The sequence below is a fragment of the Agromyces humatus genome (genome assembly GCF_021228295.1).
Taxonomy (GTDB): Bacteria; Actinomycetota; Actinomycetes; order Actinomycetales; family Microbacteriaceae; genus Agromyces; species Agromyces humatus.
Map to the genome: position 1 here is coordinate 237,114 of NZ_JAJQPD010000002.1, position 14,233 is coordinate 251,346.

The 14,233-nt window shown below is 69.6% G+C and carries 16 protein-coding genes and 1 tRNA gene; 6 read left to right on the plus strand and 11 right to left on the minus strand.

The window, feature by feature from the left end; translation table 11 throughout:
• Window positions 1–23: 23 nt before the first annotated feature.
• The 5 genes from LSF15_RS03770 to LSF15_RS03790 all read left to right on the plus strand — a co-directional run bounded on the left by LSF15_RS03770 (window position 24) and on the right by LSF15_RS03790 (window position 5,036).
• Window positions 24–848, plus strand: coding sequence for an oxygenase MpaB family protein (locus LSF15_RS03770; RefSeq protein WP_232497190.1), 825 nt, complete (start codon window positions 24–26; stop codon window positions 846–848).
• Complete coding sequence (locus LSF15_RS03775; protein WP_232497191.1) at window positions 845–1,339, plus strand: Lrp/AsnC family transcriptional regulator; 495 nt, start codon at window positions 845–847, stop codon at window positions 1,337–1,339. The genes LSF15_RS03770 and LSF15_RS03775 overlap by 4 nt, the downstream gene beginning before the upstream one ends.
• 108 nt (window positions 1,340–1,447) lie before the next feature.
• The gene (pdhA, locus tag LSF15_RS03780) at window positions 1,448–2,581 is read left to right on the plus strand and encodes a pyruvate dehydrogenase (acetyl-transferring) E1 component subunit alpha (RefSeq protein WP_232497192.1); all 1,134 of its coding nucleotides are present in this window, start codon (window positions 1,448–1,450) and stop codon (window positions 2,579–2,581) included.
• The gene (locus LSF15_RS03785; RefSeq protein WP_232497193.1) at window positions 2,578–3,606 is read left to right on the plus strand and encodes an alpha-ketoacid dehydrogenase subunit beta; all 1,029 of its coding nucleotides are present in this window, start codon (window positions 2,578–2,580) and stop codon (window positions 3,604–3,606) included. Before pdhA ends, LSF15_RS03785 begins: the two co-directional genes overlap by 4 nt.
• Window positions 3,603–5,036, plus strand: a complete 1,434-nt coding sequence (locus LSF15_RS03790; RefSeq protein WP_232497194.1) for a dihydrolipoamide acetyltransferase family protein — start codon at window positions 3,603–3,605, stop codon at window positions 5,034–5,036. The genes LSF15_RS03785 and LSF15_RS03790 overlap by 4 nt, the downstream gene beginning before the upstream one ends.
• A 51-nt stretch (window positions 5,037–5,087) precedes the next feature.
• Here the strand turns inward: LSF15_RS03790 and LSF15_RS03795 are convergent, their stop codons facing one another.
• Window positions 5,088–5,588, minus strand: a complete 501-nt coding sequence (locus LSF15_RS03795; protein ID WP_232497195.1) for a hypothetical protein — start codon at window positions 5,586–5,588, stop codon at window positions 5,088–5,090.
• Between the two features lie 104 nt (window positions 5,589–5,692).
• Complete coding sequence (locus tag LSF15_RS03800) at window positions 5,693–6,238, minus strand: glutathione peroxidase (RefSeq protein WP_372459899.1); 546 nt, start codon at window positions 6,236–6,238, stop codon at window positions 5,693–5,695.
• 132 nt (window positions 6,239–6,370) lie between these two features.
• Between LSF15_RS03800 and LSF15_RS03805 the strand changes: the two genes are divergently transcribed.
• A complete protein-coding gene (locus tag LSF15_RS03805; RefSeq protein WP_232497196.1) occupies window positions 6,371–6,646 on the plus strand; it encodes a hypothetical protein in 276 nt (91 codons plus the stop codon).
• Between the two features lie 62 nt (window positions 6,647–6,708).
• Here the strand turns inward: LSF15_RS03805 and LSF15_RS03810 are convergent, their stop codons facing one another.
• The 9 genes from LSF15_RS03810 to obgE all read right to left on the minus strand — a co-directional run bounded on the left by LSF15_RS03810 (window position 6,709) and on the right by obgE (window position 14,196).
• Window positions 6,709–7,638 carry an NAD(P)/FAD-dependent oxidoreductase gene (locus tag LSF15_RS03810; RefSeq protein WP_232497197.1) on the minus strand — a complete coding sequence of 310 codons (930 nt, stop codon included), beginning with the start codon at window positions 7,636–7,638 and terminating at the stop codon, window positions 6,709–6,711.
• Window positions 7,639–7,904: 266 nt separating this feature from the next.
• Window positions 7,905–7,980 (minus strand) — tRNA-Ala (locus LSF15_RS03815).
• Between the two features lie 90 nt (window positions 7,981–8,070).
• Window positions 8,071–8,433, minus strand: coding sequence for a ribosome silencing factor (gene rsfS / locus LSF15_RS03820; protein ID WP_232497198.1), 363 nt, complete (start codon window positions 8,431–8,433; stop codon window positions 8,071–8,073).
• Window positions 8,434–8,477: 44 nt separating this feature from the next.
• Complete coding sequence (locus tag LSF15_RS03825; RefSeq protein ID WP_232497199.1) at window positions 8,478–9,581, minus strand: hypothetical protein; 1,104 nt, start codon at window positions 9,579–9,581, stop codon at window positions 8,478–8,480.
• Window positions 9,582–9,616: 35 nt separating this feature from the next.
• Complete coding sequence (gene nadD / locus LSF15_RS03830; RefSeq protein ID WP_232497200.1) at window positions 9,617–10,216, minus strand: nicotinate-nucleotide adenylyltransferase; 600 nt, start codon at window positions 10,214–10,216, stop codon at window positions 9,617–9,619.
• Between the two features lie 16 nt (window positions 10,217–10,232).
• Window positions 10,233–10,454 carry a hypothetical protein gene (locus LSF15_RS03835; RefSeq protein ID WP_232497201.1) on the minus strand — a complete coding sequence of 74 codons (222 nt, stop codon included), beginning with the start codon at window positions 10,452–10,454 and terminating at the stop codon, window positions 10,233–10,235.
• A gap of 51 nt (window positions 10,455–10,505) precedes the next feature.
• Window positions 10,506–11,774: a glutamate-5-semialdehyde dehydrogenase gene (locus LSF15_RS03840; protein WP_232497202.1), complete on the minus strand. Its 1,269-nt coding sequence runs from the start codon at window positions 11,772–11,774 to the stop codon at window positions 10,506–10,508.
• A 53-nt stretch (window positions 11,775–11,827) separates the two neighbouring features.
• Window positions 11,828–12,610, minus strand: a complete 783-nt coding sequence (proB, locus tag LSF15_RS03845) for a glutamate 5-kinase (RefSeq protein WP_232497203.1) — start codon at window positions 12,608–12,610, stop codon at window positions 11,828–11,830.
• A complete protein-coding gene (gene obgE / locus LSF15_RS03850; protein ID WP_232497204.1) occupies window positions 12,607–14,196 on the minus strand; it encodes a GTPase ObgE in 1,590 nt (529 codons plus the stop codon). The genes proB and obgE overlap by 4 nt, the downstream gene beginning before the upstream one ends.
• Window positions 14,197–14,233: the final 37 nt, after the last annotated feature.

A 14,233-nucleotide genomic window follows, 5' to 3' on the forward strand; every position in this document is an offset into this window, starting at 1 on the left:
TTCGTGGCGTACAACTGGTACTGATGCACGACGATGAACGGGAACTGTACCGCCGCCATGCGGCCGAGGGCGTGCTGCTCCTCGGCGGCGGCGCCGCGATCCTGCTCCAGCTCGCCGATCCCCGGGTCGCGCGCGGCGTCGCGATGCACAGCGACTTCCGCGACCGGCCGCTCGACCGACTCCTGGGCACCCTCGACTACGTGTACGCCGTCGGCTTCGGCGACGACGACATGGTTGCCACCGCCGTCCGCACGGTGAACGCCCGGCACGCACCGGTCCGTGGCCCGGCCGACGACGATGCACCCGCCTACAGCGCGTTCGACGCCGATGCCCAGCGTTGGGTCGCCTCGACACTGCTCGCCGCCGCGCTCGGCCTCCATGAGCGCCTCCATGGGCCGCTCGACACCGAGACGGCCGACGTGATCGTCCGCAACTATCGGCTGTTCGGATCGAGACTCCAGGCGACGCACGAAGGCTGGGCCGAATCGCGCGCCGAGTTCGATGCCTGGTGGGACGAGCGAATCGCCGTCCTGCAAGTCGGTCGGGAGGCGCGTTTCGTCGCGCACGCCCTCCTCTCCGGGACATCCGACCTGCCGTTCGGATCGCGCGCACTGCTGCCCCCGATCCGCCTCATCACGGCGGCGCTCCTGCCGCCCGCGATCCGTGATGCCTACGGCTTCAGGTGGACGCCGCGAGCGAGCCGCACGGCCGATGCGTGGCTTCGCGCGATCGCGATCGTCTGGCCACGGCTCCCCCGCCTCGTTCGGCACGCGCCGCTGCACGCATCGCTCCGACGCGTGAAGCGCCGCAGCCGGTACGCTGGGCTTGAGCCACGAGGACGACGATGACCCAGCAGATTCCGCACCGCAGCGAAGCGCTCGACAACATCGATCGACGCATCGTCGCCGAGTTGAGCCGCGACGGCCGGTTGTCAGTCCGCACGCTCGCCGAGCGCGTGCACATCTCGCGCACGGCCGCGCACAATCGACTGCAGCAGTTGCAGCAGCGCGGCGTCATCACGGGGTTCGGCGCGCAGATCGACCGCAAGGCCATCGGCCTGCACATCTCGGCACTCGTGGTCGTGCGCATCGGCGAGGTCTCGTGGGAGTCGATCGCCGAGAAGCTCGCGACGCTCCCGTTCGTCGAGAAGGTGCAGGCGGTGTCAGGCGACATCGACATCATCCTCACCGTGAGCGCACCCGACCACGAACAGCTGAGCCAGGCGATCCTGCGCGACATCCACGACATGCCGGGCGTGGTGTCGACCCGGTCGCACCTCATCCTCGCCGAATTGGAGGGGCACCCGCCCGCTCAGACGCTGGACATCTGGCGCAGCTGATCCCCTCGTCGGCGGACGAATGGCACGCGGTTCACGCCGCTGCAGCCGATCGTTCACGGTTGCTCGCGCGACCCTCCGGAGCGCGTCAAGATGGCGCACGATGGCTGCATGAGCCTCAATGTCGAGCACGCCCCGATGCGCACCCTCCCGTCCGCGAAGCCGTTGCGGCTGCTCGACAATGCCGGTCACGCGCTGACCGGAGCCGCCACCGGCGGGTTCGCGCTTCCCGACGGCGAAACGCTGCTCGACCTGTATCGCAAGATGGTCATCGCCCGTCGATTCGACGTGCAGGTCACCGCGCTCACCAAGCAGGGACGCCTCGCGACCTACCCCTCGGCGTACGGCCAGGAGGGCTGCGAGATCGGCGCGATCTCGGCGATCGGCTCCACCGACTGGTTCTTCCCCACCTATCGCGACTGCGTCGCGCTCATCACCCGCGGCCTCGAGCCCGGTGAGATCCTGCAGTCGTTCCGCGGCGACTGGCACAACGGCTACGACCAGCATGCGTATCGCACCGCAGCCCAGGCCACTCCACTCGCCACGCAGGCGCTGCACGCCGTGGGCCTGTCGCATGCGGCACGCCTGCGGCGCGACCCGATCGTCGCGCTGACGTTCCTCGGCGACGGTGCCACGAGCGAGGGCGACGCCCACGAGGCCTTCAACTTCGCCGCCGTCTGGCAGACGCCGACCGTGTTCGTCGTGCAGAACAACCAGTACGCCATCAGCGTGCCGCTCTCGCGCCAGACGCACGCGGCGACCCTCGCCGACAAGGCGGTCGGCTACGGCATGCCCGGCTACCACGTCGATGGCAACGACGTGGCCGCGATGTACGCGGTGACGCACGCGGCCGTCGAGCGGGCCCGAGCCGGCGGCGGGCCGACGCTCATCGAGGGCGTCACCTACCGGATCGAGTCGCACACGAACTCCGACGACCCGACGCGCTACCGCGAGGCCCGCGAGGTCGAGCACTGGAAGCGCCGCGACCCCATCGAGCGGCTCGAGAAGTACCTCGTCTCCGAGGGTGCGCTGAGCGAGACGGTGCGTTCCGAGATCACGGATGCCGCTGAAGCGCTCGCGGCGAAGACGCGCGAGGCCATGTCGGTCGAGGCCGAGCTCGACCCGCTCGAACTGTTCGATCACGTCTACTCCCGCCCGCGCACCGCCCTGCTCGAGCAGCGGTCGGCCCTCGAGGCCGAGCTCGCAGCCGGCGCGTTCGCCCAGCACGAGGCAGGGGCCCGATGAGCGCCGACACGACCACTGCGCCTCCGGCTGCGGCCGAGGCATCCGCCCCCACCCAGCTGACGATGGCCGGCGCGCTCAACGCCGCGCTTCGCGACGCGATGGCGGCCGACGACCGGGTCGTCGTCTATGGAGAAGACGTGGGCCCGCTCGGCGGCGTCTTCCGCGTGACCGACGGCCTCCAGACGCAGTTCGGCGAAGATCGCATCTGGGACTCGCCGCTCGCCGAGTCGGGCATCATCGGCACCGCGATCGGCATGGCCATGTACGGCATGCGCCCGGTCGTCGAGATGCAGTTCGACGCGTTCAGCTACCCGGCGTTCGAGCAGATGGTGTCGCACGTCGCCAAGATGCGCAACCGCACCAAGGGACGGGTCACTCTGCCGATGGTCGTGCGCATTCCGTGCGCCGGTGCGATCGGCGGGGTCGAGCACCACTCCGACTCGTCCGAGGCGTACTGGACCTCGACGCCCGGCCTCACCGTGGTGATGCCGTCGAATCCCGCCGACGCGTACTCGATGCTGCGGGAGGCGATCGACAGCGACGACCCCGTCGTGTTCATGGAGCCCAAGAGCCGCTACTGGTCGAAGGCTCCGCTCGCGCTCCCCGTGACGACGGCGCCGATGGACCGCGCGGAGGTCGTGCGCGAGGGTGCCGACGTCACGCTCATCGCCTACGGACCCACGGTGCGCACAGCGCTCGAGGCGGCTGACGCGGCGGTCGACGAGGGACTCTCGATCGAGGTCGTCGACCTGCGCAGCCTCTCCCCGTTCGACGATGAGACGGTCGGGGCATCCGTTCGCAAGACGTCGCGTGCGGCCGTGATCCACGAGGCGGCGCAGTTCGGCGGCTACGGCGCCGAGGTCGCCGCCCGGGTCACCGAGCGCAACTTCCACCACCTCGCGGCACCCGTGCTGCGCATCGCCGGCTTCGACATCCCGTTCCCCTCGCCGAAGCTCGAGGAGTACCACCTGCCGACCGCCGACCGCGTGCTCGCCGCCCTCGACGCCTGGGAGTGGGACGCATGAGCCGCGAGTTCATCCTTCCCGACCTGGGCGAGGGCCTCACCGAGGCCGAGATCGTCGCGTGGCTCGTGGCCCCCGGCGATGAGGTCGCGATCGACCAGCCCGTCGTCGAGCTCGAGTCGGCGAAATCGGTCGTGCAGTTGCCGACGCCGTTCGCCGGTGTCGTCGAGTCGCTCGGCGGTGAGGTCGGTCAGGTCATCCACGCGGGCAGCGTGCTCCTGACCCTCGCCGCCGTCGGAGCCGAGGTGGGCGCCGCTGCTGCCGATTCGCCGGGCGTTTCGCCCGGCGCCGTGTCCGGCGCCGTGTCCGGCGATGCGGATGTCCCGGCCGCCGAGCCCGCTGCCGAGGGCTCGGGCGCCGTGCTCATCGGGTACGGCACCAAGCAGTCCACGGTCACGAAACGCCACGCCTCGGCGCCCGCACGGTTCGGGCGCCGGCCCGCGGTCGTCGGCGGCGGCTCGAACGCGCCTCGCGCCGCCTCGGGCGGCTCACGACTTGATGCCGGCCGCCGCTCCCCCGTGGTCTCGCCGATCGTGCGGCGGATCGCCCGTGAGCACGGATTCGACGCGAGCCAGCTCGACGGGTCGGGGCCCGACCACCTGGTCATGCGTCGCGACGTCGAATCGTTCATCAGCGACGAGCTGGGCGCGACGGCGGCACAGGGCGCCGCATCCGCCACGTCGGTCGCACCGGCCGCGGAGGCGGCCGCAGCGTCCTCGCTCGCCTCGTCGTCGCCTGACGCAGGTGACCGCCGGGTGCCGCTCGATCGAACCGCTCGCACGGCCGCCGCGCACTTCTCGCGCTCACGGCGCGAGATCCCCGAGGCCACGGTGTGGATGGATGTCGACGCGACCGAGCTCCTCGCAGCCCGGCGCCAGCTGAACGAAGCCACGGGCGAGCGCTACGGCGTGACCGCGCTCGTCGCACGGTTCGTCGTCGCGGGCCTGCGCAGGCACCCGTCGCTCAACTCGAGCTACGACGCCGAACGCGAAGAGCTCGTGCTGCACTCTGCAGTGAACCTCGGCCTCGCGGCACAGACACCGCGTGGCCTGCTCGTACCCGTCGTGCACGGCGCCGAACGGATGTCGCTGCGCGAGCTGCGCGACGCGATCGGCGCGCGCTCAGAGCAGGCCGCGGCCGGCGCCTTCCCGCTCTCGGCGCTCACCGGCGGCACGTTCACGCTCAACAACTACGGCACGCTCGGCGTCGACGGCTCGGCCGCGATCATCAACCACCCCGAGGCCGCAATGCTCGGCATCGGCCGACTCGTCGAGCGCCCGTGGGTGGTCGACGGGCAACTCGCGGTGCGAACCGTCACCGAACTGACGATCTCGTTCGACCACCGTGTGTGCGACGGTGCAGAAGCGGCCGCGTTCCTCACGTTCGTGGCGCGCTGCATCGAGCGGCCGGTGTCGGTGCTCGCCGAGCTCTGAGACCGGGGCGGCTGCCGGGTCGCCGCCGACGGCAACGGCGACGGCGACGGATCAGAAGAACTCGTCGGGGGTGCCGGCCGCTCGCTCGACGTCACGGGTGTTCTGCCCGGCAGACCGGAGTTTCGCGACGGCGACCCGCAGCCCCGACTCCATCTGCGCCGCCCATGAGTCGGACTCACGGGCGCTGGCCTCGGCCGCTCGTGCCCGCGCCTCGGCCGCGTCGGCCGCCTCACGTGCGTCGCGCACCTGACGGAGCGCGAGCGAGATGCCGTAGTACGCCGCGACCATCGTCGCGATCGGGGCGGCGATGATCGCCAGTGCGCTGATCGCCTCGCCGGTGGGACTGAACGCGATGAGCAGCGCGAACGCGAGGAAGAGGACGACGATCGCCGTGAGCACGACCAGCATGAACCGCAGATCGCGGCTCCACGCGTGCGGCTGTTCCGCGGTGGCGGGGTGCGCGCTCGGCGCCGCTTCGGACTCGCGCGCGTTGCCGAGACCCGGGTCTTCGATCAGTTCGGTTTCGATCGGACGTGTGTAGGCATCGGACATTCGCTACCCCTGCTCCCCTGAGAACGGATCGACTCCCCAATTGTGGGCCGCGTCTCACGGCGGGGTCAAGGAACCGCGCCGCGCCCGAGCCAAGCAGGAACGGGTCAGGCGGCGCGTCGCTCGGAGAGTCCGCGCTCGATGGCCTCGACGACCTCGGGCGCGTCGGGCTGCGTCGCCGGACGGAACCGCTGCACTTCGCCACCGGGCTGGATGACGAACTTCTCGAAGTTCCACTTCACGCGACCGGCCTTGCCCGAGGAGTCGGGCACCTTCGTCAGCTCGTCATACAGCGGATGGCGTTGACGCCCGTTGACCTTGACCTTCGCCATCAGCGGGAAGGAGATGCCGTAGGTGGTGGAGCAGAACTCCTTGATGTCGTCGGTGGTACCGGGCTCCTGCCCGGCGAACTGGTTGCACGGGAACCCGAGCACGGTGAACCCGCGCTCGCCGTACTCGCGCTGCAGCGCCTCGAGCTTCTCGTACTGCGGTGTCAGGCCGCACCGCGAGGCGACATTCACGACCATGACGACGTCATCGGCGTACTCCGCGAGCGTTGCAGGGTCGCCGTCGATGGTCGTCAGCGGGATGTCTCGGATGTCCACACGCTCAAGCCTAGGCGTTGCGCGCGGCCCGGACGCGCCTCGAGACATACTCCCGGTCAACGGCCAGCTGCCCGGAAACCGCACCGGCGCTCTGCACCCGAATGCCGATTCGCGCGTTGGCGTGTCGCCGTTCCGTGACGTACCATTCGAACACACGTTCGAACAACTTGGAGGCTCCCCATGCTCCTCGCTCAACCCGCACCGGTCGCCGTTTGGCTCGACGACGCAGACCGCCCGGTTCGTCTTGTCTACGAAGGCGCCCGCTACACGACCATCGACATCCCGACGCCACTCCCCGGCGACGTCGACTGGCCCACCGGGATCACCCATCCGCCGGCTCGACGGAGCACCCGAGGATGGCGTCTCACCGCACGCTCGACGGTGACCGGCGAAGCGCTGGTCTTCGACCTCCGTCACACCGGAGCCGAATGGCAGGTCGAGCAGGTCTACCCGTAGTCGGCGCACGCACGTCGACGGCCGGCCAGGTCGGTTCGGCACGATGATCGACCCTGCACCCGTCATTCGCGCGCTTCGGCGGCCGCAGCATCGATATCCTCCGCAACCATGTCTGCATTCATGGCTCCCGCAATGAGCGAGCCGGCCCCGAGCGAAACAGACACGTTCGACCGGGGATCGACCACGTTGCCGACCGCCCACACACCCCGAACGCTCGTGCGCCCGTCGGAATCCACTGCGATCCACTCGCTCGTGCGGTCGATCGTGGTGCGCGCACCCAACGCGCGAAGCAGGTCGTCGTTGGGCCGCATCGTGGTCCCAGTGAAGACAGCGCCGACGCCGACGTCGGCCCCGTCTGCGAGATGCAATCGGACTTCCTGGTCGGATCTCATCGTGAGCCGCACCACCGGGGCGTGGACGATCCGGATACCCCGCACCCTGAGCCGTCGGGAGGTCTCGGCATTCGGCACCTCGAAACCGTTCGCGAAGTACACGACCCGGTCAGTCCATTGTCGAAGCGTCTGTGCCTGCTCGACGCTGTCGACGGAGGTGGCCACAACTCCGATGATCCGGTCTCGGCGCTCCCATGCGTCGCAGTATGGACACACCACCACTGCGGTGCCCCAATTCTCACGCAGCCCCGGGATCGGGAGGAGTTCATCCGTCAGCCCTGTCGCCACGAGCAGCCGCCGCGCCGAGACCTCTCCCGCGCTCGAGGAGACGCGGATACCGGGCATCACGGTCACCCCGGTGACCGCGGCGTCGCGAACCTCGCCGCCGTACCCGAGGATCTCGTCACGGCCGGCCGCGAGCAGCGTACGAGGCGAAAGACCATCGTGGCCGAGCACGCCATGCATATGTGCTGCGAACCGGTTTCGCGGCCGCCCGGCGTCCAGGACCAGAACCTTCCTGCGGGCGCGAACGAGGCTCAAGGCCGCGCTCAGTCCCGCCGGTCCCCCACCGACCACGACGACGTCGAATTCTTCGCTCATCACCCCACACTGCGACGAATTCCTCATGGTCCGCAACCGACGGCCACGAAGAGCGGCAGCGATGAGACGACGAGCCGTACGGATGTGCCAACACCTGGTGAGTGCCGCACATCCCAATGCATCATCGCGGTCTGACGTGATCCGTTGTGGCTCGCTGCAAACCTCGGGGCGATTTGAAAATGGACCCAAAACAGCCCCAACGGCCCATTTCAGGCCTTCTTCAACGAAAGAACCCCTGACAAATCTTGCGATTCATCAGGGGTTTTTGGTGGATCTGAGGGGACTCGAACCCCTGACCCCCTGCATGCCATGCAGGTGCGCTACCAGCTGCGCCACAGACCCATGCGCCCCGTTCGGGGCAACGAATTGAGCTTACACCAGCCCGTGCCCGCGAACGAAATCGAGGGCGCCGCAGGCGATGCGAGCGCTCGGTCAGCTGCTCGCGGCCAGCAACGGGGCCACGGGCAGGGCCGGGCAGTCGGCCCAGAGCCGTTCGAGCCCGTAGTACATGCGCTCTTCGCGGTGGAAGACATGCACGACGAGATCGCCGAAGTCGAGGAGCACCCAACGGCCCGCATCGTGCCCTTCGCGTCGCCCGGCGCGGCCGAGCACCTCTTCGATGGCATCGGCGATGGCGATGACGTTCCGTTCGGAGTTGCCCGTGGCGAGGAAGAACACGTCGGCGAACGGGAGCGGTCGTGACACGTCGAGGGCGACGAGGTCTTCGCCGCCCTTCGCGTCTGCGGCCCGCGCCGCAAGGGCGAGGGACTCGAGTGCCTGGTCGGATGCGGTCATACGCTCATTTCCGGTCTGCGTTGGCTGTCGATCGGTGCTGAGGCTCAGAACAGGCCCGCGACTGCACCGATCACGAGGGTGGCGACGACACCGAGTGCGAGCACACCGGCGGTCACGGCGAGCACGAGCGGAACGTTCATGCCCTCCTTCTTGGGCGGAGCGATCATCGCACGAGAGGCCCCCTGCGTGCTGATCGCCCGGGTCGCCGCGACAGGCGCGACGCCCGTGCCGACGTCTTCGACCTGGTCGAACAGGCGGTCGACGTCGGAGGAGTCGATCTGGCTCGGGTGAACCCCGGTGGCGCCATAGCTTCGAGGCAGGTCGATCGACCCCGTGGCGATGATCTCGCCGGCGCTCGTGATCTGGTTGCCGAGCGGACCCTGGTCGGGCAGGGACGGCAGGATGAGCGCATTCGTCGTCGTGGGGACGCCGTGGCTCAGGGCCCCACGCGAGAGCAGCTGGTCGAACGGCTCGGGCGCATCGATCGGCACGTTGAGCTGCGACGTCCAGTGACCGGCGTTCGGCACCGGCACGGGATCGACGGTGGCGTTCGAGGACTGTGGCGCTACGGGCTGCGGGCGATTGGGCGCGACGGGCGTCGAGGGCATCGATGCGGCCGGTACCGCGGCGGCCGGTGAGGAAGGCGCCGCGACCGGATGCGCCGGGGGCACAGGATGGGCGACCGGTGCCGGCGCGCTCTCTTCGACCTCGTCGTCGAACTCGTCGAGCTGGCCGCCGTCGAGCATCGCCCGAAGTTCGCGACGGGTGAGGGTGCGTTCGGGCGTGGTCGCCGCAACCGGAGCCGCGGGCGCGTCTGCCGGAGGTGCGGCCGGCCGAGGCGAGAACGGATCGTGCTGCGGCGCGGGGGCTGCGGGCGGCGCGCCGAAGGGCGAGCCCTGAGGAACCGGGAATCCGCCGACCGGCCGCGGCGGAGCGAACGTCGGCGCCGTTGCCGGCCCGCGCACGGCGGGTGTCGACGGTGCAGGCGGCGTGTTCGCCGGGATGGGAGGAGTCGCGGTGGCGGGCGTCGCGAACGGTGCAGGCTGGGGTGCGGCGGGCACCGGCTGCGGTGCAGGTGCCGGAGGTGATTCGGCATCTGGGGTCGACGAACCCGTCTGCTGCTCGAGCAGACGCTCGCGTTCACGCATTTCGCGGCGCGTGAGCGGCGGTTCCTGCGACGACGTCATTCGACACTCCGGTAGAGATGGTGCTTGGAGATGTACTGGACGACCCCATCGGGCACCAAGTACCACACCGGGAAACCCCGGCGCACCCTGCTCCGGCAATCGGTCGACGAGATCGCAAGTGCCGGAACTTCCAACAAGCTTACGTCTTGCTCTGGCAAACCCGAAACGGACAACACATGTCCCGGGCGACTCACAGCAACGAAGTGCGCGAGGTCCCAGAGTTCTTCGACGTCTTTCCAGGCCAGGATCTGCGCGATCGCATCGGCGCCGGTGATGAAGAAGAGGTCGGCATCGGGACGCTCATCGCGGATGTCGCGAAGCGTGTCGATCGTGAACGTGGCCTTCGGCCGGTCGATGTCGACGCGACTCACCGTGAAGCGCGGATTGGACGCCGTGGCGATGACCGTCATGAGGTACCGGTGCTCGGCCGGTGTGACGACGGTCTTGTAGCTCGGCTGCCCCGTCGGGACGAAGATCACCTCATCGAGTTCAAGCGACTGCGCGACCTCGCTCGCCGCGACCAGGTGGCCGTGGTGGATCGGATCGAACGTGCCGCCCATGACCCCGATACGTGGCCGGCGGGGCTCGCCCGTCATCGCGCGATCGCCAGCCTCAGTGGCCGCCGTGCGCGTCTCCGGAGTGGCGGGCAGCGTAGGCCTCGGCCTTGGAACGGTGACGGTTGGCGACGTCGCGGTAGGACGCGACGACGAACGCGAGGATGGCGAAGACGACGAGCGCCACGAGCCCGTAGAGCCACGACTCCATCGGCAGGTGCCTCGCGTGCACCGTCTCGGTGAGCACCGTTCCGGTCAACGCTGCGGTGGTGAGGCTCATTCGCCGTTCCTTTCGAATCCTGCGGGTGTCGCTCGTGACAGTCTAGCGAGGTCAGGCACGCACGTGCCCGGCACCGCGCACGATCCACTTCGTGCTCGTGAGCTCGGGAAGTCCCATCGGGCCACGTGCGTGCAGCTTCTGGGTGGAGATGCCCACCTCGGCGCCGAAGCCGAACTCGGCACCATCGGTGAACCGGGTCGAGGCATTCACCATGACCGCCGCCGCGTCGACCTCGTTGAGGAACCGCTCGGCATTGCCGAGGTCGTTCGTGATGATCGACTCGGTGTGCTTGGTCGAGTACCGCCGGATGTGCGCGAGCGCGTCGTCGAGCGAGTCGACGATGCCGACCGAGATGTCGAGGCTCATGTGCTCGGTCGCCCAGTCCTCGTCGGTGACCGGCAGCGCCTCGGGCCGCAGGGCGCGCACGCGTTCGTCGGCGTGCACGGTGACGCCGGATGCCTCGAGCCGGTCGATCACCGACGGCAGCAGTCGCTCGGCGGCGTCGCGGTGCACGAGGAGGGTCTCGAGGGCGTTGCAGACGCTCGGCCGCTGCACCTTGGCGTTGTGCACCAGGTCGACCGCCCACTGTTCAGGCGCCGACTCGTCGAGGAACATGTGCACCACACCGGCGCCGGTCTCGATGACGGGGACGCGTGCCTCGTCGACGACCGCGCGGATGAGCCCGGCGCTGCCGCGCGGGATGAGCACGTCGACGTAGTCGCGGGCCTGCATGAGGTGCCGTGCACCGGCGCGACCGAAGTCGTCGACGGTCTGCACTGCCTCGGCCGGGAGCCCCACGGCGTCGAGTGCGTCGCGCAACACGTCGATGAGCACGCGATTGGTGTGCTCGGCCGCGCTGCCGCCGCGGAGTACGACGGCGTTGCCGCTCTTCAGTGCGAGCACGGCGATGTCGATGGTCACGTTCGGACGTGCCTCATAGATGGCGCCGACGACCCCGAGCGGCACGCGCACCTGGTCGATGCGCACTCCGCTCGGCAGGGTGCGACCACTGAGCGTCTCGCCGATCGGGTCGGTGAGGCCGATGACCTCGAGCACGGCATCGGCGATCGACGTGATGCGGCGCACGTCGAGCGTGAGCCGGTCGAGCAGCCCCTCAGCCAGGCCCGACGCGCGACCGGCTTCGAGATCGAGCTCATTCGCTGAGACGATGTCGACGGCGCGTGCCCGCAACAACGACGAGACCTGCTCGAGCGCCGCGTCCTTCTCGGCCGTCGTCGCGCGGGCGAGTCGGTACGACGCCTGCTTGGCCGCGGCGAGGCGATCGTCGAGCACTGTGGTGTCGAGGTCGGTCTGCTCCATGGATCCAGCCTACGGCGCGCCGCGACATGCGACCGCCGTGTGACGAGGCGGCGTCAGCGCGCGGGCTCGAACCAGGTGCCGACCTCGCGGCCGGCCAGGGCATCGTCGACGAGCGTCGTCGCGGTGATGAGCACCGCGGTGCCCGCCTCTGCCGCGATGCGCGCCGCCGAGACCTTGGTCTCTGCTCCCCCGGTGCCGACGCCGGCCCGGCCGACCGAGCCGATCTCGACACCCGCCAACTCGTCGCCGAATGGCACGTCGGCGATGCGTTCGGCGCCCTCGAGGTGGGGCGGGCGCGTGTACAGCGCGTCGACGTCCGAGAGCAGCACGAGCAGGTCGGCACCGATGAGTTCGGCGACCAGGGCGGCGAGGCGATCGTTGTCGCCGAATCGGATCTCGTGGGTGGCGACCGTGTCGTTCTCGTTCACGATCGGCAGGATCCGCAGGGCGAGCAGCCGGTCCATGGCACGTTGCGCGTTCAGACGCGGGGTCTCGTGCTCGAGGTCGCCCGCGGTCAGCAACACCTGGCCCGCGACGATGTCGTATCGGTCGAGGGAGTCCTGGTAGCGGAAGACGAGCAGGTTCTGGCCGACGGATGCCGCTGCCTGCTGTGTCGCGAGATCGGTGGGCCGCGCATCGAGGCGAAGATACGGCATTCCCGTGGCGATCGCACCCGACGACACGAGCACGACTTCTGCGCCGCGCCCATGAGCGCCGGCGAGGGCGTCGACGAGCGGTGCGATCTGCCCGGCATTCTCACCAGAGATCGACGACGAGCCGACCTTCACGACGATGCGGCGCGCCGCGTGGATCTCGGCACGAGAGCGCGGGGTCACCGGTCGCCCTCGCCCGTCGCGTCCTCCGAACCGGTCTCGACCGTCACGCCGGCGTCGTCGGCCGCGTCGGCCGTGTGGGGCAGTTCGGACTCAACAGCCCACATCCCCGCCTCGCGCTCGCGCAGCAGCTCGGCTCTCGCCTCGGCCTTCGCGTCCATGCGCTCGTGGTACTCGCTCTTGCGCTCGGCGCGCGTTGCGCGACGGTTCTCGTCGAGCCTCACGTCGGTGCCGCGCGGCGCGGTGATGAGCTCGGCGGTCGAGGTCAGCGTCGGCTCCCAGTCGAAGACGACGCCAGAGCCCTTGCCGATGACGACGGTCGATCCTGCGACGGCACCCGCGCGCACGAGTTCATCCTCGACGCCGAGCTTCGCGAGCCGGTCGGCGAGGAAGCCCACCGCTTCGTCGTTGGTGAAGTCGGTCTGCTGAACCCATCGCTCGGGCTTCTTGCCGAGCACCCGGTAGAGCGTGCCGTAGCTGCCGCCCTCGGCGCGCACGGTGAATCCGGGGTCGTTGGCGAACCGCGGGCGGATGACGATGCGTTCGGCGACGGGCTCGGCAGCGGCATCCGCTCGTGCCTCGTCGACGAGTTCACCCAGCGCGAATCCGAGCTGACGCAGGCCCTCGTGGCTGACGGTCGAGATCTCGAACACGCGGTAGCCGCGCGCCTCGAACTCGCCGCGCACGAAGTCGGCGAGCTCACGCGCCTCGGGCACGTCGATCTTGTTGAGAGCGATGAGCTGCGGGCGTTCGAGCAGCGGAAGCTGCCCCTCGGGCACGGGATAGGCGGCGAGCTCGGCCAGGATCACGTCGAGGTCGGTGACGGGGTCTCGCCCGGGCTCGAGCGTGGCGCAGTCGACGACGTGGAGCAGCGCCGAGCAGCGCTCGACATGGCGCAGGAACTCGAGTCCGAGCCCCTTGCCCTCACTGGCGCCCTCGATGAGGCCGGGCACGTCGGCGACGGTGAACCGGTGGTCGCCGGCCTGCACGACGCCGAGGTTCGGGTGCAGCGTTGTGAACGGGTAATCGGCGATCTTCGGCCGTGCCGCGGAGAGGGCGGCGATCAGGCTCGACTTGCCGGCCGACGGGTACCCGACGAGTGCGACGTCTGCGATGGTCTTCAGCTCGAGCGTGACCTCGGTCTCGTCGCCGAGCGTGCCGAGCAGGGCGAAGCCGGGTGCCTTGCGCTTCGTGGACGCGAGCGCCGCGTTGCCGAGACCGCCGAGACCGCCTGCGGCGGCGACGAATCGCATGCCGGGCTCGGTGAGGTCGGCGAGTTCGTTGCCCTCGTCGTCCTTCACGACCGTGCCGATCGGCACCGGAAGCTCGAGGGTCTCGGCCATCGCGCCCGCGCGGTTGTCGCCCATGCCCGGCTGACCGTTGTCGCTCGAGCGATGCGGGCGGCCGTGATACCCGAGCAGCGTCGTCACGTTCGGGTCGGCGACGAGCACGATGTCACCGCCGCTGCCGCCGTTGCCTCCATCGGGGCCGCCGAGCGGCTTGAACTTCTCACGACGCACCGAGACGCACCCGTTGCCGCCGTGACCGGCGCGCAGGAACAGCGTCACCTCGTCGACGAAGCTGACCATTCCGCACCCCTCTTTCTGATGAAAACACGTGAGGGCG

Excerpts from the sequence above, each read along its gene's own strand:
- nadD (WP_232497200.1), bottom strand. The coding sequence starts at position 10,216 with ATGACGGGCGAGCCCCGCCGGCCACGTATCGGGGTCATGGGCGGCACG.
- LSF15_RS03775 (WP_232497191.1), top strand. The coding sequence starts at position 845 with ATGACCCAGCAGATTCCGCACCGCAGCGAAGCGCTCGACAACATCGAT.
- LSF15_RS03835 (WP_232497201.1), bottom strand. The coding sequence starts at position 10,454 with ATGAGCCTCACCACCGCAGCGTTGACCGGAACGGTGCTCACCGAGACG.
- pdhA (WP_232497192.1), top strand. The coding sequence starts at position 1,448 with ATGAGCCTCAATGTCGAGCACGCCCCGATGCGCACCCTCCCGTCCGCG.
- LSF15_RS03825 (WP_232497199.1), bottom strand. The coding sequence starts at position 9,581 with ATGCGTGAACGCGAGCGTCTGCTCGAGCAGCAGACGGGTTCGTCGACC.
- obgE (WP_232497204.1), bottom strand. The coding sequence starts at position 14,196 with ATGGTCAGCTTCGTCGACGAGGTGACGCTGTTCCTGCGCGCCGGTCAC.
- LSF15_RS03785 (WP_232497193.1), top strand. The coding sequence starts at position 2,578 with ATGAGCGCCGACACGACCACTGCGCCTCCGGCTGCGGCCGAGGCATCC.
- LSF15_RS03790 (WP_232497194.1), top strand. The coding sequence starts at position 3,603 with ATGAGCCGCGAGTTCATCCTTCCCGACCTGGGCGAGGGCCTCACCGAG.
- LSF15_RS03840 (WP_232497202.1), bottom strand. The coding sequence starts at position 11,774 with ATGGAGCAGACCGACCTCGACACCACAGTGCTCGACGATCGCCTCGCC.
- LSF15_RS03795 (WP_232497195.1), bottom strand. The coding sequence starts at position 5,588 with ATGTCCGATGCCTACACACGTCCGATCGAAACCGAACTGATCGAAGAC.
- rsfS (WP_232497198.1), bottom strand. The coding sequence starts at position 8,433 with ATGACCGCATCCGACCAGGCACTCGAGTCCCTCGCCCTTGCGGCGCGG.
- LSF15_RS03770 (WP_232497190.1), top strand. The coding sequence starts at position 24 with ATGCACGACGATGAACGGGAACTGTACCGCCGCCATGCGGCCGAGGGC.
- LSF15_RS03810 (WP_232497197.1), bottom strand. The coding sequence starts at position 7,638 with ATGAGCGAAGAATTCGACGTCGTCGTGGTCGGTGGGGGACCGGCGGGA.
- LSF15_RS03800 (WP_372459899.1), bottom strand. The coding sequence starts at position 6,238 with ATGTCTCGAGGCGCGTCCGGGCCGCGCGCAACGCCTAGGCTTGAGCGT.
- LSF15_RS03805 (WP_232497196.1), top strand. The coding sequence starts at position 6,371 with ATGCTCCTCGCTCAACCCGCACCGGTCGCCGTTTGGCTCGACGACGCA.